The sequence below is a fragment of the Mucilaginibacter phyllosphaerae genome (assembly GCF_004378255.1).
Taxonomy (GTDB): Bacteria; Bacteroidota; Bacteroidia; order Sphingobacteriales; family Sphingobacteriaceae; genus Mucilaginibacter; species Mucilaginibacter phyllosphaerae.
Map to the genome: position 1 here is coordinate 18358 of NZ_SNQG01000003.1, position 26867 is coordinate 45224.

Sequence of the window (26867 nt, forward strand, 5' to 3'; positions counted from 1 at the left end):
TCGGGCCTATCCGGCAAGCAGGATAAGACGAAGAAATAAGGAAAAAATGCCCTACTTTTCCACCTTCCGGAAATCGTAGGAGCCGTACTCTACAAAATCGGCCACCTTAACACGCAAGCCGGTTACCTTGCCGTCCTTCACAAAAAACGGGAAGATGGCTTTACCCAAAACCGGGTCGGAGAAGGTTACATAAAAGCGGTTACCGCCCAGTGGCTGCAGGTTGGCAAACATTTTAGGGTGATGTTCAAAACGGATCTCCAGTTCGTTATTCTTTTCGCCCTGGGTAATTTCCAGGCTGCCGTAAAAGTCGTTCACGTATTTGCCGGTATATTTACCAGGCGATAGTTCGGGCTTCAGGTTAAGCAGGGTACTGTCGCGCATTTTTTTATCAATGGCCCTAAACTGGGTGGTGTTTGTTTGTTCGTATTTAAGGTAGGTATCATTATAATGGTAATTCTTGTTTTTAAACATGGCGTCCAATATATCCCAACGCAGGGTTTCAAAAAAGTCGTTTTTATCGGTATTGGTCAGGATCACGATACCTAACTTTTCTTCGGGTACCAACGTTACCGACGATACGTATCCGCTAACGCCACCATCGTGCATTACCAAACGGCGGCCCTTATAATTTTGCAGGAACCAGCCCAACCCATAAAGCTGAAAGCCAGTTTCGCCGCTTAGGTGTTCTACACTGCCCACATAATCCTGCGGCTGGCGGGTGGCTGCTATGGCCGCAGCAGGTATTACCTGTTTGCCGCCCACTTTACCGTTGTCCAGCAAGGCCATTACCCATTTGCTCATATCGCTTGCTGATGAGCTGATGCTCCCCGCAGGCGCCAATCCATCAATATTACAGTACGGTATGGCGGTTAAACGGCCATCAACCAGGGTATGCGGTACGCTACGGTTTAGTGCTTTGGGCATCTCTGCTGTTAGGGCCAGGGTATTGTTCATGCCCAGCGGTGCAAAAATATTTTCTTTTAAATAAGTTTCCCATTGTTTGCCGGTAACCCGTGGGATGATCTCGCCGGCGGTTAAAAACGCGGCATTAGTATATCCCCACGTAGTACGGAACGGGTAGGTGGCTTTTAACCTGCCCAATCTTTCTATCACTTCGTGGCGGCTCAGGTTGGTATTATAAAAGGTAAAATCGCCCTGAAAGGTGCGAAACCCCAGGCGGTGGCTCAACAGATCTTTTACAGTGGCCATTTCGCCGGCTGCCTTGTTTTCCAGCTTAAACTCGGGGATGTATTTGGTCACCTTTTCATCCAGCGACAACTTTTTTTCGGCCTGGAGCATGGCCAGGGCTGTTGCGGTAAATGCTTTGGTATTGCTGCCTATCATAAACAGGGTATTGGCATCTACCTTGCCGGGCAGGCCAAGTTCTTTGATACCATACCCTTTCATCAGGATGATCTTACCATCCTTTACAATAGCTACGGCAGCGCCGGGGATGCGCCAGTCGGTAAGTGCTTTGTTAATGTATATATCCAGGCTGTCCTTTATAAACTTGCTCCTGTCAACCTCCTGTGCGTTTACGGTAATACCAACAATAAGGCATAAAAACAGTATGTGTAATTTTTTCATGGCAGATAAAATATCAGAGGCTTTAAAATGCTAATTTAACGCAAAATTTACAGCAGCATTATTTATTTAAAAATTATATCCTAATCAATAGCAACAACATGAATTTAAAGATCTGCCGCACAGGCTTATTATTGCTGATGCTTGCCATGCCATTGCTTTGGCAAGGTATTGCCACCGCCCAGGGCCGCACCAACTGGACCAAAGACGGCAACCAGTACTACAAAATAAAAAGCGGAGAAATATTGTTGGTGGATGCCCGCGACGCCGGCAAACAAACCACCTGGATAACCAAACAAATGCTAACGCCGGAGGGTAAAGCGCCTATCGCTATCCGCAGGTTTACCTTATCTGATGACGGGCAAAAGGTACTGATCAACAACAACACTAAAAAGGTTTGGCGTTATGATACCCGCGGCGATTACTGGGTGTATGACCTCACCGCTAAAAAGCTGGCTAAACTGGGCGGCAACCTGCCTGCATCATCCCTTATGTTTGCCAAATTTTCGCCGGATGGCAGTAAGGTGGGCTATGTAAGCGGCCACAATATTTATGTGGAGACCCTGGCCGATGGCAGTATTAAACAACTAACTACCGATGGCACCAAAAAATTGATCAACGGCACGTTTGACTGGGCTTATGAGGAAGAGTTTGATTGCCGCGACGGGTTTCGCTGGTCGCCGGATAGCAGGAATATTGCTTATTGGCAGATAGATGCCGGCAAGATCAAAAATTACCTGATGCTGAACACTACGGATTCTACCTACTCCTTTACCGTACCTGTGGAATACCCTGTTGCAGGCGAAGACCCCAGCATGGCGCGTATAGGTGTAGTGGATGTAAATACTGCGGCCAACAAATGGATGAATATCCCCGGCGATGCCATACAGCATTATATTACCCGGATGGAGTGGACCAAAAACCCTAACGAGATCATCCTGGAGCAGCTGAACCGCGCACAAACCGAAAGTAAAATATTTATCGGTAACATTTCAAATGCAACAACCCGCATCATTCACCAGGAAAACGATAAGGCATGGATAGACGGCAAATCCCGCTGGAATAACGGCAACCCGGTTGGCTGGGAATGGCTGAACAAAGGCAAGGACTTTTTATGGGTGAGCGAAAAAGACGGATGGAGGCATATTTACAAAATTACCCGCGACGGCAAAGAAACACTGATCACCAAAGGTAATTATGATATTACCGGCATAGATCTGATAGACGAACCGGGCGGTTATATTTATTATAGCGCATCGCCTGCAAACGCTACACAAAATTACCTGTATCGTATAAAAATCAACGGCGGCAACGCCGAACGTTTAAGCCCTGCAAGCCAGGCCGGCAGCCATGATTATGATATATCCCCAAATGGCAAACTGGCCCTGCATAGCTTCTCTAATGCCTACACACTGCCGCAAAACGAACTGGTTAGCCTGCCAACCCATCAGCACCTAAGCGGCGACAGCATTAAATTGAATGCAAACGCTGTTAACAAAACCGAGTTTTTTAAGGTTAAAACAGTTGATGGCATCGAAATTGACGGCTGGATGAAAAAACCAACCAATTTTGATCCGTCAAAAAAATACCCCGTTGTATTTTATGTTTACGGCGAACCCGCTTCACAAACCGTAACAGATACTTATGGCGCAGGTATGAACTTTATGTACAACGGCAACATGGCCGATGATGGTTACATCTACATCTCGGTAGAGAACCGCGGCGCACCGGCACCTAAAGGGGCCGGATGGCGTAAATCGATCTATAAAAATATTGGCATCCTTAACATCCGCGACCAGGCAATGGCCGCAAAAGAGATTTTAAAGTGGCCTTATGTAGATTCATCCCGCGTAGCCGTATGGGGCTGGAGCGGTGGTGGTTCGTCAACGCTTAACCTGATGTTTCAGTATCCGGAGATCTATAAAACCGGCATTGCCGTAGCCGCCGTGGGCGACCAGCTGACTTATGACAATATTTACCAGGAACGTTATATGGGCGTACCCACTAATGATGAGGGCCGGGCGCCGTTCATCAAAGGCTCGCCTATAACTTATGCTAAGAATTTAAAAGGCAACCTGCTGTATATACATGGTACAGGCGATGATAACGTACACTACAAAAACGCCGAGGAACTGATCAACGAACTGGTGAAAAATAACAAGCAATTCCAGATGATGGCTTACCCCAACCGCACGCACGGCATATCTGAAGGGCCGGGCACGGTTGCGCATCTGCACACACTTTATACCAATTACCTAAAACAACATTGCCCCCCGGGCGCCAGGTAAAGGCGATTACATAGCTTATTAAATAACAAAGCCCTGCACAATATGCGGGGCTTTACATTTTAGGTTTATAATTGGTTAAAATGGAAGGTCATCTGCATCGTTGTTGCGGTAGCCATCGGTATCTGATGTTTTTAATGCCTGTTTGGGTGCATTATCATTCTCAAAATCGGTTTTGCGACCCAGCATGGTAAAATTTTCGGCAACTACCTCGGTAGTATATTTTTTGATTCCTTCCTTATCTTCAAAAGAACGGGTGCGCAGCTTGCCTTCAATATAAACCAGCTTGCCTTTTTGTAAAAATTTTGCGGCTACATCTGCCAGGCCACGCCACATAACAATATTGTGCCACTCGGTTTGCTCAACCTTGCGGCCATCCTTATTAAACGTTTCAGATGTTGCCAGAGGGAAGCTTGCCACCGCAACCCCTCCTTCTAAATGGCGTACTTCAGGGTCCTTTCCTAAATGCCCAACCAGTATTACTTTATTAATTCCAGACATGCCATAAATTAACGGAGAATTATTTAGAAATTAAAAAAATATTTTATAAATATAAAAACGCGCTGCGGCATAGCTAAGTTTTTCAGATCATCAATACCGGTAAAAAACCAGTTCTGCTGCAGCTTTTCGGGTAAATCTTTTAAAACCAAAAACCTCATAAATATATGCTGATGCGTAAGTACGTGCTTAATTACAGCGGTATTATCCTTTAAAGTAATGTTTTTGCCAAATATTTTCATCTCCGGCATCTGCAATAACTCCACAGGCTCTATCAGTTCACTTGTTTCAATTAACGGCAAATCGTACATATTGGCCCAAATATCACCATCGCCACGCTTATTCATCAATACCTTTTCTCCGTCGGATATTAACATATAGTTAAAATAGCGTTTCCGTACTTTAACCGTCTTTAATTTTACCGGTAAATGGGTTGTTGCGTTTGTTTTAAAGGCAACACAACCGGTTCTTACAGGGCATATACCGCAGGCAGGATTTTTAGGTTTGCAAAGCATTGCACCAAATTCCATCATAGCCTGGTTATGGGTTGCCGGGCGGTGGCGGTCAAGCATATCGTCGGCAATTTGCTGAAACATTTTTTTGCCCTTTGGCGAATTTATAGGTTCATCAATTCCAAAATACCTGGCCAGTACCCGGTAAACGTTTCCATCTACAACGGCACGGGCTTCGTTTGCCGAGAACGAAGAAATTGCAGCAGCCGTATATTCGCCAATACCGGTAAGCTGTATCAGATCGGTATATTTTACAGGGAATGTTCCATCATATTTTTCAACAACCAGCCTGGCCGTTTTTAACATATTGCGCCCGCGAGAGTAATAGCCCAGGCCCTGCCATAACCTTAATATTTCATCCTCGGCCGCTGCTGCAAAGGCCGTTACGGTAGGGTACTTTTCGGCAAAGCGATAAAAATAAGGCATACCCTGCTCTACCCGCGTTTGCTGCAATATAATTTCAGATAGCCATATTACATAGGCATCTGTAGTTTTTCGCCAGGGCAGGTCGCGCTTGTTATCGTTATACCAGTTAATCAGTTCTGCAGAGAAATTCATTTGATACAAAGTAACATCTTATCATCTGAGTATCATAATTAAGCGCCAAAAATGCCTGTTTGGCCCCGCCCGAAAAAAAATCTGCTATTTATTTTAATCTTTAATTTTAAAGCGATACTTTTGCAACCCCAAAACAGTTAAGTATTTATACATTTAAATAAAAGAAAACAAGATATGACCAAGGCAGAAATTATAGCTGAAATCTCATCTAAAACAGGAATAGAGAAAGTTGATGTACAGGAAACTGTTGAGGCGTTTTTTAAGGTAGTTAAAACCTCTATGGTTGGTGGCGAAAACGTTTATGTAAGAGGTTTCGGTAGCTTTGTAGTTAAAAAGAGAGCGAAAAAAACAGCGCGTAACATTTCAAAAAATACTGCCATTATTATCCCAGAGCATTTTGTACCAAGCTTTAAACCGGCTAAAACTTTTGTAGAAAAAGTACGTACAGGCAACAAAACTGCTAAAGCAGCTAAATAATAATAAGGCATGAGGAAGAAACAAATAGTTATAGGTGTAGCAGTTATTGCTGTTATGGGCTATTTGTATTCTTTACCGGTTAAGGGTTTGGTTAAACCTAAAGAAGCAACACGCGGCACAGCTGCTGCGGCAACAGCTTCGGCATTAAAACCAAACGCTAATATAAACGCAGCATCGGTATCGGCACTGGCTAAACCCAGCATCGATATGTCTATAGCTAAAGAAATAACCGGGCTTGAGGAAAAACTTAAAACCGCCGGCCAGGCAGATAAAGTTACTCTGCAAAAGCAATTAGCCAAAGCATGGGATAGCGTTACCCAGCCGGCACCTGCAGCATTTTATTACCTTGAGGTTGCCCGCAAAAGCAACAGCATGGCAGATTGGCTGGATGCAGGTAACCGTTTTAACGCGGCTTATAAAATAGCACAGGATACTGCTGCACAAGGTACATATGTTGCCAATGCCGTTGAGGCATTTAACCATGCTACCAAACTGCAGCCCGCCAACCTTGAGGCTAAAACAGGTTTAGGTGTTGCCTATGTAAACGGCGGTGCTATGCCCATGCAGGGAATAGCCCTTTTGCTTGATGTAGTAAAGCAGGACCCTAAAAACCATGATGCGCTGCTTAACCTGGGTATGTTTGCCATTAAGAGCGGCCAGTATGAAAAGGCGGTTGACAGATTTAAAACGTTACTTGCACAGAAGGAAGAGATAGAAGCTAATTTTTATTTAGCAGAAAGCTACAAACAACTGGGCAAAAAACAGGAAGCTATTGCGGCTTATGAAAAATGCAAAGAATTAATGAACGACCCGGTTGCCGGGCAGCGCATTGATGAGTATATAAAGGAATTAAAAAAATAAATTAATCACATTTAAAAATTATTACTATGCCAAGCGGTAAAAAACGTAAAAGACATAAAATGGCTACCCACAAACGTAAAAAACGTTTAAGAAAAAACAGACATAAGAAAAAATAAGCTGCTTTAAGTAGTTTATTACCCCGGTTTTTACCGGGGTTTTTATGTGAGTTTTATTACCCACCTATTAACTTGCGGTGCAATTTTGCGCCGTTTTAAGAAATGGAGTAGCAGTTGATAAAAGAATTAATTATCGATTCATCCCCCAACGGGGCTACTATTGCATTATTACAGGACAGACAGCTTGTAGAACTCCATAAAGAGCAGATCACTAACAATTATACTGTTGGCGATATTTATTTGGGCCGCATTAAAAAAATTATGCCGAGCCTGAATGCCGCTTTTGTGGACGTTGGTTATGAGAAAGATGCCTTTTTGCATTACCTTGATTTGGGGCCCCAGGTACAAAGCCTGTTAAAGCTTACCAAACAAGTACGTAGCGGTGGATATCAATCGAAGCTTTTAGATAATTTTAAGCCCGAAGCTGATATAAACAAAGGGGGCAAAATCTCTGATGTTTTATTAAAAGGCGCGCTTATACCGGTACAGATAGCCAAGGAGCCAATTTCTACAAAAGGCCCCCGCTTAAGTTCCGACCTGTCAATAGCGGGCCGGTATGTTGTACTTGTGCCTTTTTCTGAGGTGATATCCATCTCAAAAAAGATCAAGAGCAATACAGAACGTACCCGCCTGCGTAAGGTGGTTGAAAGTATTAAGCCGAAGCATTTTGGTGTGATCATCCGCACCGTATCTGAGGGTAAGGGGGTGCAGGAATTGCAGAAAGACCTGCTGGACCTGATATCCAAATGGGAAACCTTTGTGACCAAATTGCACGGTACCGAACCCTCTAAAAAGGTTTTGGGGGAGATTGGCCGTACATCAACCATTTTAAGGGATATCCTGAACCCGGATTTTCAGCATATTTATGTGAACGAACAAAGTATGTATGAAGAGGTGCGGTCTTATATCCACGAGATCTCTCCGGACCTGGAAGGTATTGTAAGGTTGCATAAGCACAAGGAGCCGCTTTTTGAGCACCACGGTGTTGATAAGCAGATAAAGTCAACCTTCGGCAAAACAGTAAACCTTGCCGGTGGCGCCTATCTGGTTATTGAGCATACCGAAGCCCTGCACGTTATTGACGTAAACAGCGGTAACCGTACTGCCAATAAAGAGAACCAGGAAGAGAACGCTTACCAGGTTAATAAAGAAGCTGCCAAAGAAATTGCCCGCCAGTTGCGCTTGCGCGATATGGGTGGTATAGTGGTGGTGGATTTTATTGACATGCACAAGCCTACCAACCGTAAAGAGCTTTTTGATTACCTTAAAGCACAAATGGCTGATGACAGGGCAAAGCATACTATTTTGCCGCCAAGCAAATTTGGCCTGATACAAATTACCCGCCAGCGGGTAAGGCCCGAAATGAATATTGTGACCAGCGAGGTTTGCCCTGCTTGTGGCGGTACCGGTAGCATCAGGCCAACCGTTTTACTGATAGATGATATTGAAAACAATTTCAATTACATACTGGAAGAGCAAAACGAGAAAAACATTACACTTTGTGTACACCCCTACATAGAGGCGTACATCAAAAAGGGATTATACACCCGCCAGATGAAATGGTACTTTAAATACAACCAGTGGATCCGGATAAAAAGCAACCCTGCTTACCAGATCACCGAGTTTAAATTCTTCTCGGCTAAAGACGAAGAAATAAAGTTGTAAATGTTTGCATTTAAAATGCAAACGTAAAAAAGAGCAGATGCATGATAAGCACCTGCTCTTTTTATTTGCTATTTACCTAAGCGCCCCGCTATTATCAACCGACCATGTTTTACCACCGCCATCTGTAATGGTAGCAATAAACTGGTTTTTTGTACCTTCAACGGTTAATGTATTCTCTTTACTGTTGATCGTATAGTTAGCGGCATCGATCCCCAAATCAGGCAGATTGTTGGCATAAGCCTGATGTGTTGCCCGGTACTCCCGCTGTTTATAGTACACCAGCCACAAGTATTGTTTTTGCAAGTCGGCATACGGCATGGTAAACGTTGCCTTATCAGCAGTAGTGCTTTTGGTAAACTGCAAATACCCCCAGCGCTCGGGCGCGTGCATATTAATAATGCCGGGGGCAGACCATACCCAGTTACGCTCGGGCAGTTTTTTGCCGGCGGCATCCTTCAGTTTAACATATTTACCGTTTTTAATTGCTGTATCCCACTCCACGCGAGAGAAGTTTACGCGCCACAGGTCGCCCTCTTTAGGCGCACCCGCAGCAAAGCCCATTTTAACAGAACTGAACGGGATCTTAAACTCCACGGTCCATCCGGTATCCTTGTCTGCAGGGTTATTTAATGTACCCTGCAGCTGCACCGCCGATTGCATGCCCGGAGTATCCCAACTGATGAGGGCATCCCCCCTGTCTCTATATGGCTTGGGCATAAACAGGTCGAAGATCTTGTTCAACTGGTTTACCTCTATCTCAAAATAATCGCGGCCGTCCCCGTCCGGGTCTATAAATATTTCAAAATCGTTGTCGTTAAAAATAACGGCGTCGTGCCTGGTCAGGTTGGCCCAAAGGTGCGGTTCTTCCATTTTAACGGCAATAAAAAGGCAGCTATCGCCCCAAAGCATTTTCATTTGCGTGTTTAAATTCGGGGCTGGCTTCAGGTCGCCTTCAATATCTATAAACTTATCCGTCCATGCGGCTTGCTGCCATACCGGGTCGTTGATGTGGCCGTTAATTTTGGGGGCCTGTTTGGTATAAGTAACCACATAGTTTTTAGGGGTGATAAATAAATGAGGCATGGCGCTAAAAGCGCTTTGGGCCTTAACCTGCCGGCCAATTAATAACAGGGTACCGAGTAGTAAAATCCTTTTAGTAAACATCTGATAAATATAATTTAATTGCTTTAAATCCCTAATAACATGTGTAAAAGCATTTTTAACCAAACAGCAATTGCTAAATAAATTAGTACATTAAATAATAATCTGCATATTTGCACATGCGCATATCTGCACATTAACAACATGGCTAAAACCAAGATCGCTTATTTCTGTCAAAGCTGTGGCTTCGAATCGGCCAAGTGGCTGGGCAAGTGCCCAAGCTGCCAGCAGTGGAACACTTTTGTAGAAGAAATTTTAGAAAAATCGAGCGCATCTGTCCCCAACTGGAAGGCCAGCCCGGCATCATCGCAACGGGCGAACAAACCGGTAGAGGTAGCCGATATCACGTTTAAAGAAGAACACCGCCTGCTTACACCCGATAAAGAGTTTAACCGCGTTTTAGGCGGCGGTATTGTTGCCGGGTCTTTAGTGCTGATAGGCGGCGAGCCGGGCATAGGCAAATCAACCCTGATGCTGCAACTGGCTTTGAACATGCCCAATGTAAAAGTGCTTTATGTATCGGGCGAGGAAAGCGATCACCAGATAAAGATGCGGGCGGAGCGGTTAGCCCCCCACCCCCCTGAAGGGGGAGCTTTTGACGCGACTGGTAGCCTTACTCCCCCTTCAGGGGGCCGGGGGGCTGGAGCTTGTTTCATCCTTACGGAAACATCCACTCAAAATATATTTAAGCAGATAGAAGAGTTACAGCCTGATGTTTTGGTGATAGATTCTATCCAGACGCTGCATTCATCGCATGTAGAATCAACACCGGGCAGCGTATCACAGGTGCGCGAATGCACGGCCGAATTGCTGCGCTTTGCCAAAGAAACCTCTACCCCGGTATTTTTAATCGGCCATATTACTAAAGATGGGATGATAGCCGGGCCGAAGATACTGGAGCACATGGTGGATACCGTTTTGCAGTTTGAGGGCGACAGGCACCATGTGTACCGCATATTACGTACTATTAAAAACCGTTTTGGTTCATCATCTGAGTTGGGGATCTATGAAATGCTGGGCGAGGGCCTGCGCGAGGTGTCTAACCCGTCAGAGATCTTGTTATCTCAGCGGGACGAACCCTTAAGCGGCATCACCATATCGGCCACTTTAGAGGGCATGAGGCCGATGCTGATAGAAACCCAGGCGCTGGTAAGCACATCAGCCTACGGCACGCCCCAGCGCACCGCTACGGGCTTTGATACCAAGCGTATGAGCATGCTGCTGGCCGTGTTAGAAAAACGCTGCGGTTTTCGCCTGGGCAACCAGGATGTTTTTTTGAATATTACGGGGGGCATCCGTGTAGAAGACCCGGCAATTGATCTGGGTTTGGCAGCGGCCATCATCTCCTCGCATCAGGATATCCCCATACCTGCCAAAACCTGCTTTGCCGGCGAGATCGGCTTATCCGGCGAGATCCGGGCCGTTAACCGGGTAGAACAGCGCATTGCCGAGGCGCAAAAGCTGGGCTTCGAGCAAATTTTTATCTCCAAATACAATATGCCCTCGGCTGCTAAGGACAAAAAACGCCTCGACCTTTCTCGTTACACGATTGATGTAAAACCTGTAGGCCGGATAGAAGAGGTTTTTGGATTATTGTTTGGGTAGAGGGTGCCGGCCTTCTTCAAATGAGAAGGAAAAGCATGTATTTAAAGCACTCTCTATAAAGGATATCAGAGAGAGGATCTAAGATATTTTTATCGTTAGCAATGTAATATCATCAATCGGCTTGCCTTTTATCACCTGGTTAATATAATTCATCAGGGTTGCATTAAATTCATCGGGGGTAAGTTCACCGTTGTTAATTACAAACTCAAGCAGCTTTTCTTCGCCCCAGCTTTTAACATTCTGCAATTCATGGTCCATCAGCCCATCCGTATAATTAAATAAAAGGCTGCCGGGCTCCAGGTCAATCTCGCCTTCGTTCAGGAAGGGTAACTCCTCAAACGCACCTATCATGGTAGTACCCAGCTTTAGCGGGATGGCTTCACCATCAGCATATAATATCGTAGGGTTATGGCCGGCGTTAATGTAGTTAAGCTTACGGGTCTTCTCGTTGTATTTAGCCAAAAACAGGGTTATAAAACGCTCGCCCTTGGTGTTCCTGATCATGATCTTATTAAGCCGTTCTACTACGCTTGTCAGTTCATCTTCAATAGCAACCAGGCCGTGCAGGCTGGCCTGAAAATTCGCCATCAGCAGCGCCGCAGAAATTCCCTTGCCGGATACATCGGCCACACACCATAAAAATTCCGTTTCGTTCAGCCGGAAGAAATCAAAATAATCGCCGCCAATATCCTGGTGCGGTAAATATTTAGCGCCTACTTCAATCCCATCCTCTTTATACTCGCGCATGGGCACCAGCATATTTTGTACCTCAACAGCCAGCTCCATTTCGCGCTGAAAACGCTCGGCCTGCAGGCGTTCGCGAAACAGCTTTTTATTCTCCAGCGCAACCACAATAACATTGATGAGCGTTTGAATAAAATTAAGGTCGTTGTTGAGCATATCGCCCGACGTGTTAAAATCGCCGATCAGTGCAAAGGCCAGTGCTTTGTTTTTATGATAAATAGGGATAAAGTAGTTGTATTTACTTAAAACAGCATTACTATGTCCTATTAAAGGGGCGGGTGCTTTTATTTTATTAAGATGTACCCAGGTTTGGTTAAGCGTTGTGGGCGATTCTATATTACCGCCATATTTAGAGATACAACTATACGCCCCGCTTTTTTCTATCAAAAAACGGAACATGCCTATCTGCAGGTAATTTTTCAGGATCACCTCCAGCATTTGTATCAGGGTTGGGGTTGGGGTATTTTTATTGATTGCCCGGGTAACTTCCAACAGCGAATTCAATTCGGACTGCCGCTTTAGCAGTAACCTGATCAATTCATCCTCGCCAGAACTATCGTTGTTGTTTTGCATTGTTGTATAGGCAGCCTAAAATAACTAAATATTCCTTTTTTTAAGGATTTAGCCATGTTTTTTTTAGCCTGACCGGAAAACCACACTTCGCTACCTAACCACCCGCCCTTTCCAGGCGTATTTACGGGTGTTGCCAATAAGCCCTACATATACAAAGTAAATAATATGTATGGGCGCCAGGATAATAAGCAACCCCACCAAACTGGTACGTTTAAAAAAGGCGGTAATAGGTAATAAAAAGGCTACCTCTATCAGATACTTTAGCAGAAACTGAACCAGGAAAAGTTTAAAATAAAAAATACTATAAAAGCCAAGCCCCGCATTAACCAATAACGACAGGTTAAACAGCCAGATGCAAACGGCCAGGGCTACCACAGTTTTGTCTTTATACCGGGTTGATTTGGATGCCCACCTGCGCCGCTGCTGCAAAAATTCCTGCAGGGTATGCTTGGCATGGGTGTACACAACGGCGTCGCGGTTTTTAAAAAAGCCTATCCGGGCGGGATAAATTTCGGCTACTTTTTGCAGCAGCAATTCGTCATCGCCCGATGCCAGGTCGTCAATCCCCTTAAAACCGCCCACTTCGTAAAATACATCTTTACGGTAAGCAAAATTTGCCCCGTTACAGGTTGATGCGCGGCCATTGCCTATAAATGCGGCGCCGATACCGATTAGGTAAGAAAACTCCAGCGTTTGCAGGCGCTCAAATAAAGTGGTTTCTTCAAAATAAGAAACCGGCGACGAGATCATTACGGGCTGGTGCGTTTCGTAGTACCCCACAATGGATGACAGCCATTCTGTGCCCATGCGGCAATCGGCATCGGTACAAACCATCAGTTCGCCGGTTGACAGGCCGATAGCCTCTGAAATAGCTTTCTTTTTATAGGAGTTTAACGGTTTATCCTCGTTAAGCTGTAACAGTTTTACGCCATGCGCAGCATAGCTGCTAATTATTTCGGCCGTGCCATCCGTAGAGTGGTCGTCCACAATAATTATTTCGGTAAGGTGGCGGGGATAGTCCTGCGCAATAATATCATTGATGGTGAGGTGGATGCGCTCGGCCTCGTCACGTGCGGCTATCAGGATGGTTACTTTAGTGGTTAAACCGGCCGCGCCGGTGTTAGGGCGCTTTAATGCCGCCCAGCCCTTTATTAGCCAGGCAACTACCAGCAGGTATAAACCTGTTAGCAGTAAAGAAATGATACTATGCAGTGCGGTCAAAGAATTTCAATTTTAAAACAAATACCGACCCTATGATGGCAGGGATAATCAGGTTGATCAGCCAGATGGATGATACCGCTGCAATAATAGCTATTTGCTGGTTGGTAATAAATAAAAATAAATGAGTTGCCGTATAACTGCGTACGCCAACATCCAGCAGATCTAACGATGGCAGGGCCGACTGGATAAAGATAAACACAAACACGGTGATGATCATACCAAAAAACGGCAGGGCGGGCAGCAGCAAATGGATTACAAGATAATACTGGAACGAAAATACAAAGAAACGGGCCAGGCTGTAACCGATCACCACCAGCAGTTCGTGGCGGTTATACCGCCCCATAATATCAAAAAAGCGATGATATTTTTTGAGGAACGATACTTTATCAAGCCAGCTTACCAGCCATTTGATATGGAAATAAAACACCAGGAACAGTGTTAAAAAAGCCAGCGATAAAACGGCGATGCCCAGGTATAACCAGATACTTAAATTTAAAAAGTAATATAAAAACCATAGCGAGGCCAGTATGCCCACCAGGTTGGTAATTACGTTTTGGGCAAACGCGCCTACGGCCATGGCAAATACACCGTGGATGCGTTTTCGCGGCGGTAAAAACATAACGCGGCCACCATACTCGCCTATCCGGTTGGGGGTAAATATGGCCCAGGTTAATCCGCAAAAAACAGCCTCAACCGCTTCCCAAACCGATACGCGGGTTAACTTTTTTGCCAGGTACTGCCATTTTAAACTTTCTAAAAACCAGTTGGCAACCATTAGCAGCACAACTGCCGACAGCGTGTAAATAACCTGCCCGCGGCTGATAACCGAGATAAGTTTTTCAAAGCGCGCCAGGTCATCATTCTTTCCTAAAAATTTATTATAAATAAACAGGAAAGCTAAAACAAGTATGGCTGCTTTTATAAGGTACGAGAAGATCTTTTTAGCGGCGGCTGTCAATTTAAAATTTTGTGCAATGTTACAAAAAGCAGGCTTGCCCCTTTACATTAATTTTACTTTAACCGCGTTTTTAAAAATGTTAACGTATAGCCGTAGGCTTCTTTACTGGCGTTGGTATCATAAACCGGGTTGCTTGGGTTTGCAAAACCATGGTCGGCATCATACTGGTGCAGGTATAACGTTTTACCGGCAGCTTTCATATCGGCAGCAAATTTAGTAACCACTTTGGTGTTTATCCATTGGTCTTTATTGGCAAAATTACCCAGTACGGCGCAATTAAGCATTTTTAGTTTAGCAACATCCTGCTCGGGCATGCCATAATACATCACACATCCAACCGCCTGTTTATTTGCCAGCAGGGTTGCCTGCAGGCTCCAGCCACCGCCAAAGCACCAGCCAATAGTAGCAACTTTTGCTTTAGAACCTGCGTAACCAATAGCCCCTTTTATAATGGCCTTTGCCCGTGCATCAGTTACGGCTTGCATATACTTGCCGGCATCCTGGCTATTGTCGGCAACTTTACCGTCGTAAAGGTCAAGGGCTATTACATTTACATTGCCTATATCATTGTACATTTTTTCGGCTTCGCGTTTTACAAAGTCATTCAGGCCATACCATTCATGTATCACCAGCAAATAATTATTAGTTGCTGTTTTTGCTTTTAGCAGGTAGGCATTAGCTGTTTTACCATCTGTTGTATGATAGGTAATGGTTTTGCCGATGGCGCTCTGGAAATGAAACTTTACCGGATCCTTATGTGAAGCACGAAATTTTTTATCAGATGCCAGCATGGCAAATTGTTGTGTAGCCGACGGTTTGCAACAGGCCATTTTTTGCGCAAAGGTGTAGCCTGCGCTGATCATCAAAAGCGTTAAAAGAAAAAGTTTTTTCATGGGATGAAAGGTTTAATTAGTTCTATACAATTTGCAGCTAAAATTGTTTTTAAGGCGGCATTGCTTATGGTATGCTGATCATCATGTTGTTAGTAATGCTTATCCTTTAAGACCCTGATACGGCATGCCGATACTGCCACATTAAACGCAATTAATGGGTGTTTTTTAACTTAACCCGCCACATAGCAAAACTAATTTATACCTTGCATTACCGCAAGCCTGCTAACAGGCGCTTGCGTAATCCTGTTAAACCAAACATCTGTTATGATAACCTATAATAAACATTTGCTGATTGCTTTAGGCCTTTTTAGCGCAATAAACGGCCATGCAAAGGCTGTTAATGCCAAACGCGATACCACCCTTGCACCTGTAGAAACACAAAGCGCCAACACTAATTATAAACCGGCCTTTCGCGGGCAAACCCGTATTGGGGGTATAAAAACAAAAACACCCTACACCGCAACCGTTATCAACAGCGAGCTTAAAAACCCTTGGGGTATCCACGTACTACCCGACGGCCGCTTTTTAATTACCGAAAAGGGCGCCACCATGCGCATCCTCAAAGCAAATGGCAGTTTTGATAAGCAAATAGCCGGGTTGCCCGCAGTGCTGGCCCGCGGGCAGGGCGGCTTGCTTGATGTAACCATCGACCCTGCCTTTGCCAAAAACCGCATGATCTATTGGGGCTATTCCGAGCCGCCTGCCGACGGTTCGTTACTGGCTATTGCCAAAGCCAGGTTATCTGCAGACGACAGCAAGTTGGAAAATGTGGAAGTGATCTATAGGGCTAACCCGCCATATAAAGGCACTTTACAATATGGCTGCCGTATTGTGTTTGATAAGCAGGGGAACCTTTTTGTAAGCACCGGCGAAAGAAGCGGCGTAGATATCCGCATGAAAGCGCAGGACCTAAGCGCCGGGATAGGCAAGATCATCCATATCACCAAAGCAGGTAAAGCTGTTGCAGGCGGCCCTTTTGCCGGCAAACCCAACGCCCTGCCAGAGATTTACGCCTATGGCCTACGCAACCCCGACGGCCTGGCCTGGAACCCCGTAACCGGCGAATTATGGGAAGCTGAATTTGGCCCGCGCGGCGGCGATGAGATCAACATTATCCGGCAGGGTAAAAATTACGGCTGGCCGGTAGTTACCTACGGCATTGAATACAGCGGCGAGAAAGTTGGCGAAGGCATTCAGCAAAAAGAAGGCGTAACACAACCGGTTTATTACTGGGACCCTACCATATCGCCCGGAAACATCACTTTTTATACAGGCAATATAACCGAATGGAAAAACAACCTGTTTGTTGCCGGCCTAAGCGGCCAGCACATAGCCCGCTTAGTGATCAAAGCCAATAAGGTTACAGGCGAAGAGCGCTTGTTAAAAGATAAAAACGAACGCTGGCGGGCAGTTGTAACAGGTAAAGACGGCGCCCTTTACGGCATGACCGATAGCGGAAAACTATACAGGATAGCGAAGAAATAATTTAAATATGATGAAGGCTGATGTAAAAATCAGCCTTTTTTATGGCTCGTATAATTTCGGCGTGGACACCGAAACCGGAAATTTAATTTTATACCCCTCCCTCGGAGGGATGCGCAGGGATGTGAACTGGCAGGTACGGGTTGGCCTCGCGTATAAACCCCTCCCTAACCCTCCCAAGCGAGAGCATTTATATCATTTACCCCAATATCTCCTTAATATCATCTGCCGAAAGCGATTTGATAAAGCTTTCTTCGGTGGTGATAAGGGCGCGGGCAACGCTTAGTTTACGCTGCTGCAGGGCTAATATCTTTTCTTCTACGGTATCTTTAGTGATGAACTTGTAGATAAATACATTTTTGGTTTGGCCGATGCGGTGCGTGCGATCGATCGCCTGCTGCTCAACCGCCGGGTTCCACCAGGGGTCGAGGATGAAAACGTAATCGGCCTGGGTAAGGTTAAGGCCTACCCCACCAGCCTTTATCGAGATCAAAAACACCCGTGTTTTGGCATCTTCCTGGAATTTTTTAACCACATCGCCCCGGTTTTGGGTACTGCCATCCAGGTAAACATAAGGGATACCTTCTTTATCAAAATGCTCGCGGTAAATGGTAAGCTGTTTTACAAACTGCGAAAAAATAAGCACCTTGTGGCCACCATCCAGCACGCTGGCCAGGGTGTGTACCACATTTTCGAACTTGCCGCTGTCGCCTTCATACTCGGCATCAATCATGGCGGGGTGGTTGGCTATCTGGCGCAATTTTATCAGCCCCTGCAGTACCTGGATCTGGGTTTTAGCATAGGTGCCATCTTCAATACTGCGCAGCAATTCATTCCGGTATTCTGATTTCACCTTGTCATACACTTCTGCCTGTTCTTCGCTCATCTGGCAATAGAACAGGTTTTCAGTTTTTGGCGGCAGCTCGGTTGCTACCTGCTCTTTGGTGCGGCGCAGCACAAAGGGCTTTATAATGGCTTGCAGCTTGCGGGCCTTATCCTCATCCTTCTTCTTCTCGATAGGGGTCACAAATTCATTCTGAAAGAATTGCTGCGCGCCTAATAAACCGGGGTTGATGAATGACATCTGCGTCCACAAATCATTTACCGAATTTTCTACCGGCGTACCGCTCAATATCAATTTAAACTTTGATTTTAACTGCCGTACCGACTGGAATGATTTTGACGAAGGGTTTTTGATGTTCTGGCTTTCATCCAATATCACATAATCAAAATAATAAGCCTTAAACATTTCAATATCTATCCGGCTGATACCGTAGGTAGTGATTACCACATCATAATTGGCAAACACCTCTGCTGATTTATAGCGGAACGCCCCGGTATGTACCATCAGCCGCAATTGCGGTGCAAACTTTTTAGCCTCGTTAAGCCAGTTATAAATGAGCGAGGTGGGCATTATTACCAGCGAAGTGGCTTTGCTGCCGGCACCCTCGGTATCTTCTTTATGTTTTTGCAGCAGGGCAAGGGTTTGGATGGTTTTACCCAGGCCCATATCATCGGCCAGGCAACCCCCAAAGTGGTATTCCTTTAAAAAATGGAACCAGTTGTAACCGGCCTTTTGATAGGGGCGCAGGCTGCCTTCAAAATTTACCGGCATGGGCACATCTTCGGTCTCTTCAAAATCGGTCAGCTTTTGCAACTTACGGTTCATGGCAACCTCGGCCATCTCGCCGCCATGCAAATCGCTTACCAACCCCAAATGATGTTTGCGCAGCTTTAGCTGGTCGCCGCCCTCGCTAAAATGCAGCAAATTACCGTATTGCGAAAACCAGCTTTGCGGTATAACGGCTATCTCGCCCGATGGCAGTACAAACTCTTTTTTATGATTAAGAATATGGTTTTTAAGCTGAATGAACGGAATGCGGTAGGGGCCAAAGTAAACAACGGCGTTAATATCAAACCAGTCGTTATTTTCGCTTATCTCCAGGTCTATCTTAGTGTTGCCAAAAACATAACGTTTTTGCCCGTCGGGCTGATCGATCTCAAAGCCCTTTTCTATCAGTTCGTCATGATGCTGGTTTAGCCATTCAAAAACCGGGAAAGACCGGTCGCCTTCTTCCTCTTGCGATGCAACCTCCAGGTTCTGAAACAGCGAGGAAGCTGTTTTTAACCCCATCGCTTCCAATACAGCAAGTTTCCCTTTTTCCCAGGCTACCGAGCGTTTGATCCGGTGAAAAAGGTAATCGTTACCGGTTTTCTCCATCCGTACAGAAATTGTACGGCCATCCCCGTAAGGGAAAACATAGCCTGCATACTTAAAATATAGCTGCAGCTGCGAGGTGCCGCCTTCTACATAAATAGGTTTAATAAATGCCGTGGCATCATATTTTTCGGTATTGATGGTAAAGCCTTCGGCGTAAACGTTATGTTTTTCTATGAGTGGGGCAACAAACTTTTCGAAGTAAGACTGCTCTGATGATTTGGGAATAGAAATAAATCGCTTGTTAAGGAATGGCTGCAGTTTTTTCCCCTCTATCTCTTTATCAAAATAATACAGCGTATCGCCCAGCAGCATCCAGGCAGGGTGGTTACAGATCACCTCGGCATCCTTAAACATAAACTCGATGCGCATGCCCTGGTATTTAATGGTAGGGAAATAACGGATCTCCTCTTCATTACGCCTGAAATGGAATAGCACCGTCGCGGCTTCGTCTGCTATGTGTACCTTTCGCCCGGCGGGGTAACCCTCCTTGCTCATCTGGTACATTTGCTTGTTATTGCTGCCCAAAAGGGCCAGCGCCTCCACCAGTTTCTTCTCTATTTTGGGGCGGATCGTATCAAAAAGCTGGTCGTTAAAAATCTTGGCAAAAAATTCAAACGGGCGGATGGGCTTCTTATAAAACTTTTTAATAATGTTACCCTGCTCAATATCCTCTAAAATTTTAATGAGTTTACGGTCGATATCATCAATACAATCGGTAAATTCTTCGGCTGTGTTCGAAAACAAGCGCTGGTGGGTAAAAGAAAACTCGCCGTTGGGGTTTAACTGAACAACATGCGGTTCGATAACGTACGACAGGAAATCGTGCCGTGCAATGGCATAAATGATCTGGCAGGGCTTGGTACTGTCTACGCGTAGCATTAATTCTTCAAAGAGGTAAAAAATTAATAAAAGCTACGATCAGAAAAAATTCAAACGTAAACAGAATTTACAGCAACTAAAAATTTTTAGCTGTAAATATTTGTTAACAGCTATGTAAGCGGCTAATTATTCGACAAGCTACCATAACAGACTAAAACAAATCTGCCCTGGCAATAGCTCAATCGTAACCTCTACTCCTTTCGCTTCATCCGCGAAAAAGGGAAGCCGTTGCATCCTTTCCGGGGATTCTGCCGGTCGGCTTTGGCGGTGGCTTCGGCAATCTGGTCGGTTTTAGCATCGTAAACGCTAAGGCAAAAGCCCCATTTCCAGGGGTCCATGTTGCTAAACTGCATGTAGTCTATCCGGGTGTACAGGCCGCCCTCTCCGGGGTTTTGGGCATCATTGCGGGCAACAATGTACTGGTCTTTAACATTCCATTTAATGATGTGGTACCTGGTGCGGGGCAGCTGCATAAACAGCGTATCGTTAACCGTGTACCGAATGCCGTAATCGTCTACAAAGTTCCCTTTAAACAGGGCGGGTATTTCCTCGTGATGATGGTAAGCAGGCTTTTTATCAGCAAGGCTGATCATCGACAGGAACACAATAAAAAATGCCAGTTTTTGCATGTGCTAATTTAACAAAAGCCCCGCTAAATTAAATTAGCAGGGCTTGCTTATGCTGTTATTTTACTTAGCCAAAAACAGGGGCGCGTATCTTGCGCGGTAATAATACGCCAGGAACAGATCGCCAGCTAAAAGAAATGCACCCGCGCCAAGCTGTGCCGGGCTGGTTATGGCATGAAACAAAACGATGTTGATAAGAATTGGGAATATCACCACTACAGCCAGCGTTACAAACCTGCCTGTAACCAATGCCAGCCCGCAAATCAATTCAATAATTTTTACATAAAACATTAAGTTAACAATGGCAAGCCCTTCATTATAGGTTTTAGTGGCTTCACTCATTTCGGGCATTTTACCCATCTGAATTTTAAAAAGAAACACAACCGACGCAAACAGCAGCAACAGCCCCATCAGCGTACGTACAACGATCATTGCAATTTTCATATTATTTAGAGTTTAAGGTTTATTATTGCTTTTCTAATACCTGTTTCAGGTTGTTCATACTTTCTTCCAGATCCCTGCCCAGCATTTTTTCCATATTTACAAAAAGCAGCATGGCATTCATCGGGAAGGGCATTTTACTGGCAAAGGCCCATTTTACGCTTGTTGTATTTTCTGTAACCGATTGCGTAGCAATGTAGGTATCGGCTACGCCTGCAAACGGTTTTATAAATACCACCCTTATATCTACCCTTTCGCCATCTACAATTTTTTCGATAGTTTGGTTGCCTTTGCCCGCCTGTTTCATATCACTATCCCAGGCGGCGTTATAGCCTTCGGTACCATCTGTACCGGTGTAGGCCATCCGTTTATTGGGGTCCATCATTACCCACTTGCTGTAATGATCCTGATTGCGCAGGTATTTTACATAATCAAACACCTGCCGTCGGGGCTTATTAATAATGATGCTGCGCTGTATGGCGTAAGCTTTGGGCGCTATGGCAGCCAATAATAACACAATTACAATAATACCGGCAAAAATGCCTGCTATGGTTGTTAATGTATCCATGGGTTACAGGTTTTTAATAGCTTCGTAACGTTTCCAGAAGTAGTACAATATAAACATTATTGCAAGTACTATCAGCGGGATCATTAAAAGGCCAACACCATCCCCAACAAAAGCCCTGGATGCAAATGCCCCCACAAAGTTAATGAAGAAGCCCGCGAAGGCCCATTCTTTAACGGTTTTAAATTTGTTTTGGGCAATAGCAATAGCGCCTAAAACTTTAAAGCATCCCGTTATTACCATAATATAAATAGGGTAGCCCAAATGGTGCATCACTTCCTGCCCGGTGTTTTCGCGCATTATACCGGCTACCCCATCCGGCAGCATCGCTAAAACAAATAATGCGGTAAGGATCCAATAAATGATTTTAATCGTTTTTGATGACATGATAAATAAGGTGTATTATTTCTCGTCGGTAAATATGCCCCAGCCTATACCGTATTGATCGATTACATTGCCCATGGTTCCGGCAAAAAAGGTCATCACCTCATGCACTACCCTGCCGCCTTCGGCCAGTTTGGTAAATTTATCCTGCACCTCCGATTTATCAGCGCAGGTTAAGGTTAACGATACGATACCTGCAACCGCCTCTATATTTGGGTTGGGCATATCGGTACCCAATATGCTAAAATCGCTCCCGGTAAGGTCGGCATGCAGCATACCCTGCTGTGCCTCTTCCGGAAAGTTAGCCTTCATCGGTGAATCTTTTACCGGCATCAGGTTTAGCCGGCCGCCAAGTATGCTTTGGTAAAAGGCCATCGCCTCGCTGCATTTGTTGTTTTTAAAGTTGATGTATGCACAAATTTTCGACATCGCGTTTCATTTTTAAGGTTTATAATTGGTCAGGTTAATATCTCGCAGTAATGCCCGTTTAATTTAAGCAATTCTACAATACAGTGCGGGCAAAAATCATGGCCTTCTACCCGCAGTATCTTGTCGCAATCTTCCAGGTCGAAGTTTATTTTGCTGGCCGGGAAGTGATTTAAAAGCTTTTTGATCAGCATACGGCCTTTCCCCTTTGTAGCCACATTAGTTTTAAAAACTTCTATCATTATAAATAGGCTAATTTGATACATACAAATTTGCATCGCTTTTATCAATTTAAAAGGGTGTGATCACGACAATCTACAGGGTTAATTGCGACGGTATTAGCAGCTGATTTGATAAGATTAAAGAAGGTTTGTTGGGGGGGTAGTAAAGGATGAATATTATGCCAGAGGCTTACATCGTGGCAGATATACTTTATCATTTTACTAATATTAGGCAATTACAAGATTGGCGGTATCGGGTGCAATACTAATGGTGGCAATAGCACCGCTGTTAAAATTTAAAAAATCGGATTGTACACCGTCACTAAAAATTACGCCGCCACCTGGCATAAGTGATTCAATCGTTAAAATATGCCTGTTTTTTATTATGCCTGCTGTGATTCCAATTTGTGTTTTAATACTTTGGAATGGTTCTCTTACGGCAAATAGCAGCTCACCATTTTTTACTTTAGGCCGCTTAGGCTTTAAATTTTTTTCGAATATACCTGCTACGCCATACGCCATGTTAAAAATAGAACTCAACCAGCCTGTAGACCCTTCTGGGGTAGAAACTATTAGTCCGCTGGAAGATTGCTCTTCCGTTTTGTCATCAAACGATATTTTGTACCGCGCCGATACATGGCTGGATGCACCTATAAACAGATCGTTAAACGCAAGTAACCGCTGCCCGTCGTTCAATTTAGCTTCAGCAAAATTTACTGTTTTTGATTGATATTGGTTTAAAATAACTTTTTCTACCCCGGTAATAAAGTTGCTTATATCAAATGGCAATAAAACGCCATCGTAACGCGCCCTATCGGGATTTACTGCTACAATAGGGACATTTTTAGCATACTTTGCCGTATTTGCCACAAGGCCATCCTGCCCAATAACTATCACAACATTCTTTTCGGAAAAGATAAACGACGGGATAAAGCCCCGTTCAATGATCTTATACTTTATAACCTTAGATAATTGTGTTTGCAACGAATTTAACGCTGTATGAAATGTTTCATGCTCGGCAACATAATCTTCAAAATCACCGCCAAGCCTTTCTATATAAAATTTGGCCTGGGCTTTTGTATTAAAACGTTCGATCAATACTTCCAGCCTGGTTTTATTTTTTACAACGATGGCATACTCTACACTCATTTACGTTAGTCCTGCCTTTCGCTTTCTTTGCTATTTAACAATGAGTCTAACAGATCCGGGCTGATGTTGAGGTTGCCTATCTTATCGGCGTTCTCTGCCAATTGCCTGAATGCAAGCGAGATATTAAATTTAGGATCAGGATTATTATTTAATGCGGTTAACGTTTTCCAGTCAATATCCTTGTATGGCTTTAAGGTGGTTTCTATAACAAATCCTTGCGTTTCGGCTTCTTTTCTTTCATTAGCTGTTTTTTGTAATATCAACTCTTTACGCTGGTTCTCAACGGCTATGTCTGCGGTCAATTGCATTTCCCGTAGTTTGCGCTCGTTATCCGCCCTTTGCACCTCTGATTCCATCCTTTTTTCAGCTATCTGCTTTTGCTTTTCTTCAACAGCAATCTCCGTATTCAGCTCTGTTTCCTTGATCCTTCGTTCCTGTTCAACCGCAAAGTTACGGCGTTCGTAAATTGCCTGGTCTGCCTCTTGCTGCAGTTTTTCACGGGTGTCTGTTTCCAGGGCTCTTGCCATCTCAGGCGTGGCAGAGATCCCTAAGATATTTGCGCCTAAAATCTCTATACCCATCATACCAATAGCGGGCGAAGATTTTAGCCCTTCCATAATACGCTCTTCAATTGCTTTGGCCGACCGTATCGCGTCTTTTAGCTTAATACTATGGATATAGGACGATGTGGCTGTTTGCGCCTCATTTATAATGCGCTGGTTTAATTTTTCGATGTCATTTTTTTTGTATTGCCCATAGTCGTTTACCGTAAAATCAAGCACATCTGCCAAAACTTTTGGCTTGCTGATTTTATAACTTATTTGCCCCTGTATATTAACCGACTGATAATCATTGGTGGTTTCGCTAAATATAAAGGGCAGATCATTACTGCCCATTGGAATGGCAACAATTGAACTATTTGGTGCAAAGTAGAAAAACGAAAGTCCGCGGCCTTCTTTTTTTATGTCACCATTTTTAAAATGAATAACATAGGTCATCGAGTCGAATTTTATGTGCTGGATTCCAAACATGTTTAGGTAATTTAGTTACTGCTTAACTCCTATAAATCTGCTATTATTTTTTTACTAATTATAATTAATCCTGTCAATTTTTCTTTCCCCCTGCTGACACACTGTTGTCATTCGCCTATGGTTTCTTTGTATCATAAACTTAAAACAATAAAACGCCATGACAACTACAGCAGCAACCGACACTACAGTATTAACAGCCGATGAGCTTTTAAAAAACTGGCAAAGCCACCGCGGCTTAAGCCGCAGGGTTTTAGCCGCCTTCCCCGAAAAAGATTTATTTGAGTTCTCGATAGGCGGCATGCGCCCCTACAGTGAACTTGCCGGCGAAATGATAGGGCTTGCCAGCGCCGGTATGAACGGTTTTGTAACCGGCAAATGGGAAACATCGCCCGAGCTTGACCATTTTAACCACGATGCCAAACTCACTACCAAAAGCCAGTTCTTAGAAGCCTGGGACGAAGTGACCGACCAGATAGACGCCCTGTGGCCGCAGATACCGGCCGAACACTTCCATGAAAAGGTAGCCGCTTTCGGGCAGTATGAAAATAGCGTAACCAACACCATTCTTTACTTTTTAGATAACGAGATCCATCATCGCGGCCAGGGCTACGTTTACCTGCGCGCCCTGGGTATCGAGCCGCCTGCATTCTGGGACAGATAGCATTTTGCCTTAGCCTGCCCGCCGTAAAAACAATATTGCGCCTCCCCTTCTCTGTTAGAGAAGGGGCTGAAAGCCGGATAAGGCTAAGAGGAAAGGGCGATGCTGTTAAACTAAAACCGCCAAACCAATATCCTGCTGGTTTTTTGGCCCTGCGACATAGTAATGGTTTTTATATCTGCCGCCTTATGGTAATCTAACGATTTGTAGCAGCCATCCAGCGTGGTCTTTTTAGAGATAAGTGAGGAGAACCATTTGCACGAACGCGCAAATTGCTTGCTTTCGGTGATCATGGTGTTCAGGAAACGCGGTTCGCCGCCATCATACCAAAGCTCGTTGTTACGGCCGCCAAAGTTCAGGTCGGCGCCTTTATCCTCCTGCCCCAGGTTTTTCCATTTGCGGGTAGATTTTTCTTTTACCTCTTTTGAGGACGAGTGGAACGGCGGGTTGCACATGGTGATATCAAATACCTCGCCCGATTTGATAACACCCTTAAATATACCCGAATAGAATGATTGCGCACGGATCTCGATATTGCCCGACAGGCCGTTTGCATCAACAATTTTTTGTGCCGAAGCTGCTGCTATATAATCCGCTTCGCTGCCAACAAAGTTCCATCCGTAAACCTTGTGCCCTATCAGCGGGTAAATGCAATTAGCGCCCACGCCCACATCAAGTACCTTTATCGTTTTACCGGTTGGTACCTTACCGTTGTTGCCTTCGGCCAAAACATCGGCCAGATAGTGGATGTAATCTGCACGGCCGGGTATGGGCGGGCAAAGAAACCCTTCGGGAATATCCCACTCGTTTACCCCGTAATGATGTTTCAGCAAAGCTTTATTAAGCATTTTAACCGCCTCGGGGTCGGTAAAATCTATAGATAATTCCTCAAAATCATTTGCTGCAACAAAATCCCTCAGCCTGGGCAAAGCTTTAATTAACCCGGGCAGGTCATACCGGCTGCGGTGCAGGTTACGCGGGTGTAAGTTCAGTTTTTCTTCGGGAAGTGCTTTAGATTTATCTGCCATCATATTTCACAAAGTTAGCAAGTATATTTGTGATTAAACATTATA

Annotated in this window: 25 protein-coding genes; 7 read left to right on the forward strand and 18 right to left on the reverse strand. The window is 44.7% G+C overall.

Features of this window, described 5'->3' with window-relative positions; genetic code table 11:
• Positions 1-51: 51 nt before the first annotated feature.
• Positions 52-1587 (reverse strand): serine hydrolase, encoded by a 1536-nt coding sequence (locus E2R65_RS08270; RefSeq protein WP_134336028.1) that lies wholly within the window; start codon positions 1585-1587, stop codon positions 52-54.
• Positions 1588-1685: 98 nt separating this feature from the next.
• Between E2R65_RS08270 and E2R65_RS08275 the strand changes: the two genes are divergently transcribed.
• Positions 1686-3872, forward strand: a complete 2187-nt coding sequence (locus E2R65_RS08275) for a S9 family peptidase (protein WP_373867790.1) — start codon at positions 1686-1688, stop codon at positions 3870-3872.
• A gap of 75 nt (positions 3873-3947) precedes the next feature.
• Here the strand turns inward: E2R65_RS08275 and E2R65_RS08280 are convergent, their stop codons facing one another.
• Both E2R65_RS08280 and mutY read right to left on the reverse strand, forming a co-directional pair.
• Entirely contained in the window at positions 3948-4370 is a 423-nt protein-coding gene (locus E2R65_RS08280; protein WP_134336029.1) for a single-stranded DNA-binding protein, read from the reverse strand.
• A 23-nt stretch (positions 4371-4393) separates the two neighbouring features.
• Positions 4394-5437, reverse strand: a complete 1044-nt coding sequence (gene mutY, locus E2R65_RS08285; RefSeq protein ID WP_134336030.1) for an A/G-specific adenine glycosylase — start codon at positions 5435-5437, stop codon at positions 4394-4396.
• Between the two features lie 174 nt (positions 5438-5611).
• Between mutY and E2R65_RS08290 the strand changes: the two genes are divergently transcribed.
• From E2R65_RS08290 to E2R65_RS08300, 3 genes are all read left to right on the forward strand, one after another.
• The gene (locus tag E2R65_RS08290) at positions 5612-5914 is read left to right on the forward strand and encodes an HU family DNA-binding protein (protein WP_134336031.1); all 303 of its coding nucleotides are present in this window, start codon (positions 5612-5614) and stop codon (positions 5912-5914) included.
• A 9-nt stretch (positions 5915-5923) separates the two neighbouring features.
• A complete protein-coding gene (locus E2R65_RS08295; RefSeq protein WP_134336032.1) occupies positions 5924-6775 on the forward strand; it encodes a tetratricopeptide repeat protein in 852 nt (283 codons plus the stop codon).
• A gap of 230 nt (positions 6776-7005) precedes the next feature.
• The gene (locus tag E2R65_RS08300) at positions 7006-8556 is read left to right on the forward strand and encodes an Rne/Rng family ribonuclease (RefSeq protein WP_134336033.1); all 1551 of its coding nucleotides are present in this window, start codon (positions 7006-7008) and stop codon (positions 8554-8556) included.
• 72 nt (positions 8557-8628) lie between these two features.
• Here the strand turns inward: E2R65_RS08300 and E2R65_RS08305 are convergent, their stop codons facing one another.
• A complete protein-coding gene (locus E2R65_RS08305) occupies positions 8629-9720 on the reverse strand; it encodes a carbohydrate-binding family 9-like protein (RefSeq protein ID WP_134336034.1) in 1092 nt (363 codons plus the stop codon).
• Positions 9721-9861: 141 nt separating this feature from the next.
• Between E2R65_RS08305 and radA the strand changes: the two genes are divergently transcribed.
• Positions 9862-11322 carry a DNA repair protein RadA gene (radA, locus tag E2R65_RS08310; protein ID WP_134336035.1) on the forward strand — a complete coding sequence of 487 codons (1461 nt, stop codon included), beginning with the start codon at positions 9862-9864 and terminating at the stop codon, positions 11320-11322.
• 78 nt (positions 11323-11400) lie between these two features.
• Here radA and E2R65_RS08315 read toward each other — a convergent pair whose 3' ends face one another.
• The 4 genes from E2R65_RS08315 to E2R65_RS08330 form a co-directional block, all read right to left on the reverse strand.
• Positions 11401-12639 carry a PP2C family protein-serine/threonine phosphatase gene (locus E2R65_RS08315; protein WP_134336036.1) on the reverse strand — a complete coding sequence of 413 codons (1239 nt, stop codon included), beginning with the start codon at positions 12637-12639 and terminating at the stop codon, positions 11401-11403.
• A 90-nt stretch (positions 12640-12729) separates the two neighbouring features.
• Entirely contained in the window at positions 12730-13860 is a 1131-nt protein-coding gene (locus E2R65_RS08320; RefSeq protein WP_134336037.1) for a glycosyltransferase family 2 protein, read from the reverse strand.
• Positions 13844-14818, reverse strand: a complete 975-nt coding sequence (locus tag E2R65_RS08325; RefSeq protein ID WP_134336038.1) for a lysylphosphatidylglycerol synthase domain-containing protein — start codon at positions 14816-14818, stop codon at positions 13844-13846. Before E2R65_RS08325 ends, E2R65_RS08320 begins: the two co-directional genes overlap by 17 nt.
• Before the next feature lie 53 nt (positions 14819-14871).
• A complete protein-coding gene (locus tag E2R65_RS08330) occupies positions 14872-15711 on the reverse strand; it encodes a dienelactone hydrolase family protein (RefSeq protein ID WP_134336039.1) in 840 nt (279 codons plus the stop codon).
• 264 nt (positions 15712-15975) lie between these two features.
• Here E2R65_RS08330 and E2R65_RS08335 point away from each other — a divergent pair, with 264 nt between their 5' ends.
• Positions 15976-17196, forward strand: coding sequence for a PQQ-dependent sugar dehydrogenase (locus tag E2R65_RS08335; RefSeq protein WP_134336040.1), 1221 nt, complete (start codon positions 15976-15978; stop codon positions 17194-17196).
• A 196-nt stretch (positions 17197-17392) separates the two neighbouring features.
• Here E2R65_RS08335 and E2R65_RS08340 read toward each other — a convergent pair whose 3' ends face one another.
• The 9 genes from E2R65_RS08340 to E2R65_RS08380 all read right to left on the reverse strand — a co-directional run bounded on the left by E2R65_RS08340 (position 17393) and on the right by E2R65_RS08380 (position 25136).
• Positions 17393-20293, reverse strand: a complete 2901-nt coding sequence (locus tag E2R65_RS08340) for a DEAD/DEAH box helicase (protein ID WP_134336041.1) — start codon at positions 20291-20293, stop codon at positions 17393-17395.
• 191 nt (positions 20294-20484) lie between these two features.
• Entirely contained in the window at positions 20485-20922 is a 438-nt protein-coding gene (locus E2R65_RS08345; protein WP_134336042.1) for a hypothetical protein, read from the reverse strand.
• Between the two features lie 60 nt (positions 20923-20982).
• Positions 20983-21363, reverse strand: a complete 381-nt coding sequence (locus E2R65_RS08350; RefSeq protein WP_134336043.1) for a DoxX family protein — start codon at positions 21361-21363, stop codon at positions 20983-20985.
• Positions 21364-21385: 22 nt separating this feature from the next.
• Positions 21386-21928, reverse strand: coding sequence for an SRPBCC family protein (locus E2R65_RS08355; RefSeq protein WP_134336044.1), 543 nt, complete (start codon positions 21926-21928; stop codon positions 21386-21388).
• A gap of 3 nt (positions 21929-21931) precedes the next feature.
• Positions 21932-22312 (reverse strand): DoxX family protein, encoded by a 381-nt coding sequence (locus tag E2R65_RS08360; protein WP_134336045.1) that lies wholly within the window; start codon positions 22310-22312, stop codon positions 21932-21934.
• Positions 22313-22327: 15 nt separating this feature from the next.
• Positions 22328-22738 carry a VOC family protein gene (locus E2R65_RS08365; RefSeq protein WP_134336046.1) on the reverse strand — a complete coding sequence of 137 codons (411 nt, stop codon included), beginning with the start codon at positions 22736-22738 and terminating at the stop codon, positions 22328-22330.
• Between the two features lie 29 nt (positions 22739-22767).
• On the reverse strand, positions 22768-22977 hold the full coding sequence (locus E2R65_RS08370; protein WP_134336047.1) for a hypothetical protein: 210 nt from the start codon (positions 22975-22977) through the stop codon (positions 22768-22770).
• Between the two features lie 207 nt (positions 22978-23184).
• Positions 23185-24105 carry an NAD(+)/NADH kinase gene (locus E2R65_RS08375; RefSeq protein WP_134336048.1) on the reverse strand — a complete coding sequence of 307 codons (921 nt, stop codon included), beginning with the start codon at positions 24103-24105 and terminating at the stop codon, positions 23185-23187.
• Between the two features lie 5 nt (positions 24106-24110).
• Complete coding sequence (locus tag E2R65_RS08380; RefSeq protein WP_134336049.1) at positions 24111-25136, reverse strand: SPFH domain-containing protein; 1026 nt, start codon at positions 25134-25136, stop codon at positions 24111-24113.
• A gap of 157 nt (positions 25137-25293) precedes the next feature.
• Between E2R65_RS08380 and E2R65_RS08385 the strand changes: the two genes are divergently transcribed.
• Positions 25294-25797, forward strand: coding sequence for a DinB family protein (locus tag E2R65_RS08385; RefSeq protein ID WP_134336050.1), 504 nt, complete (start codon positions 25294-25296; stop codon positions 25795-25797).
• 110 nt (positions 25798-25907) lie between these two features.
• Here E2R65_RS08385 and rlmF read toward each other — a convergent pair whose 3' ends face one another.
• Positions 25908-26825, reverse strand: coding sequence for a 23S rRNA (adenine(1618)-N(6))-methyltransferase RlmF (gene rlmF, locus E2R65_RS08390; RefSeq protein ID WP_229704624.1), 918 nt, complete (start codon positions 26823-26825; stop codon positions 25908-25910).
• Between the last annotated feature and the right edge of the window lie 42 nt (positions 26826-26867).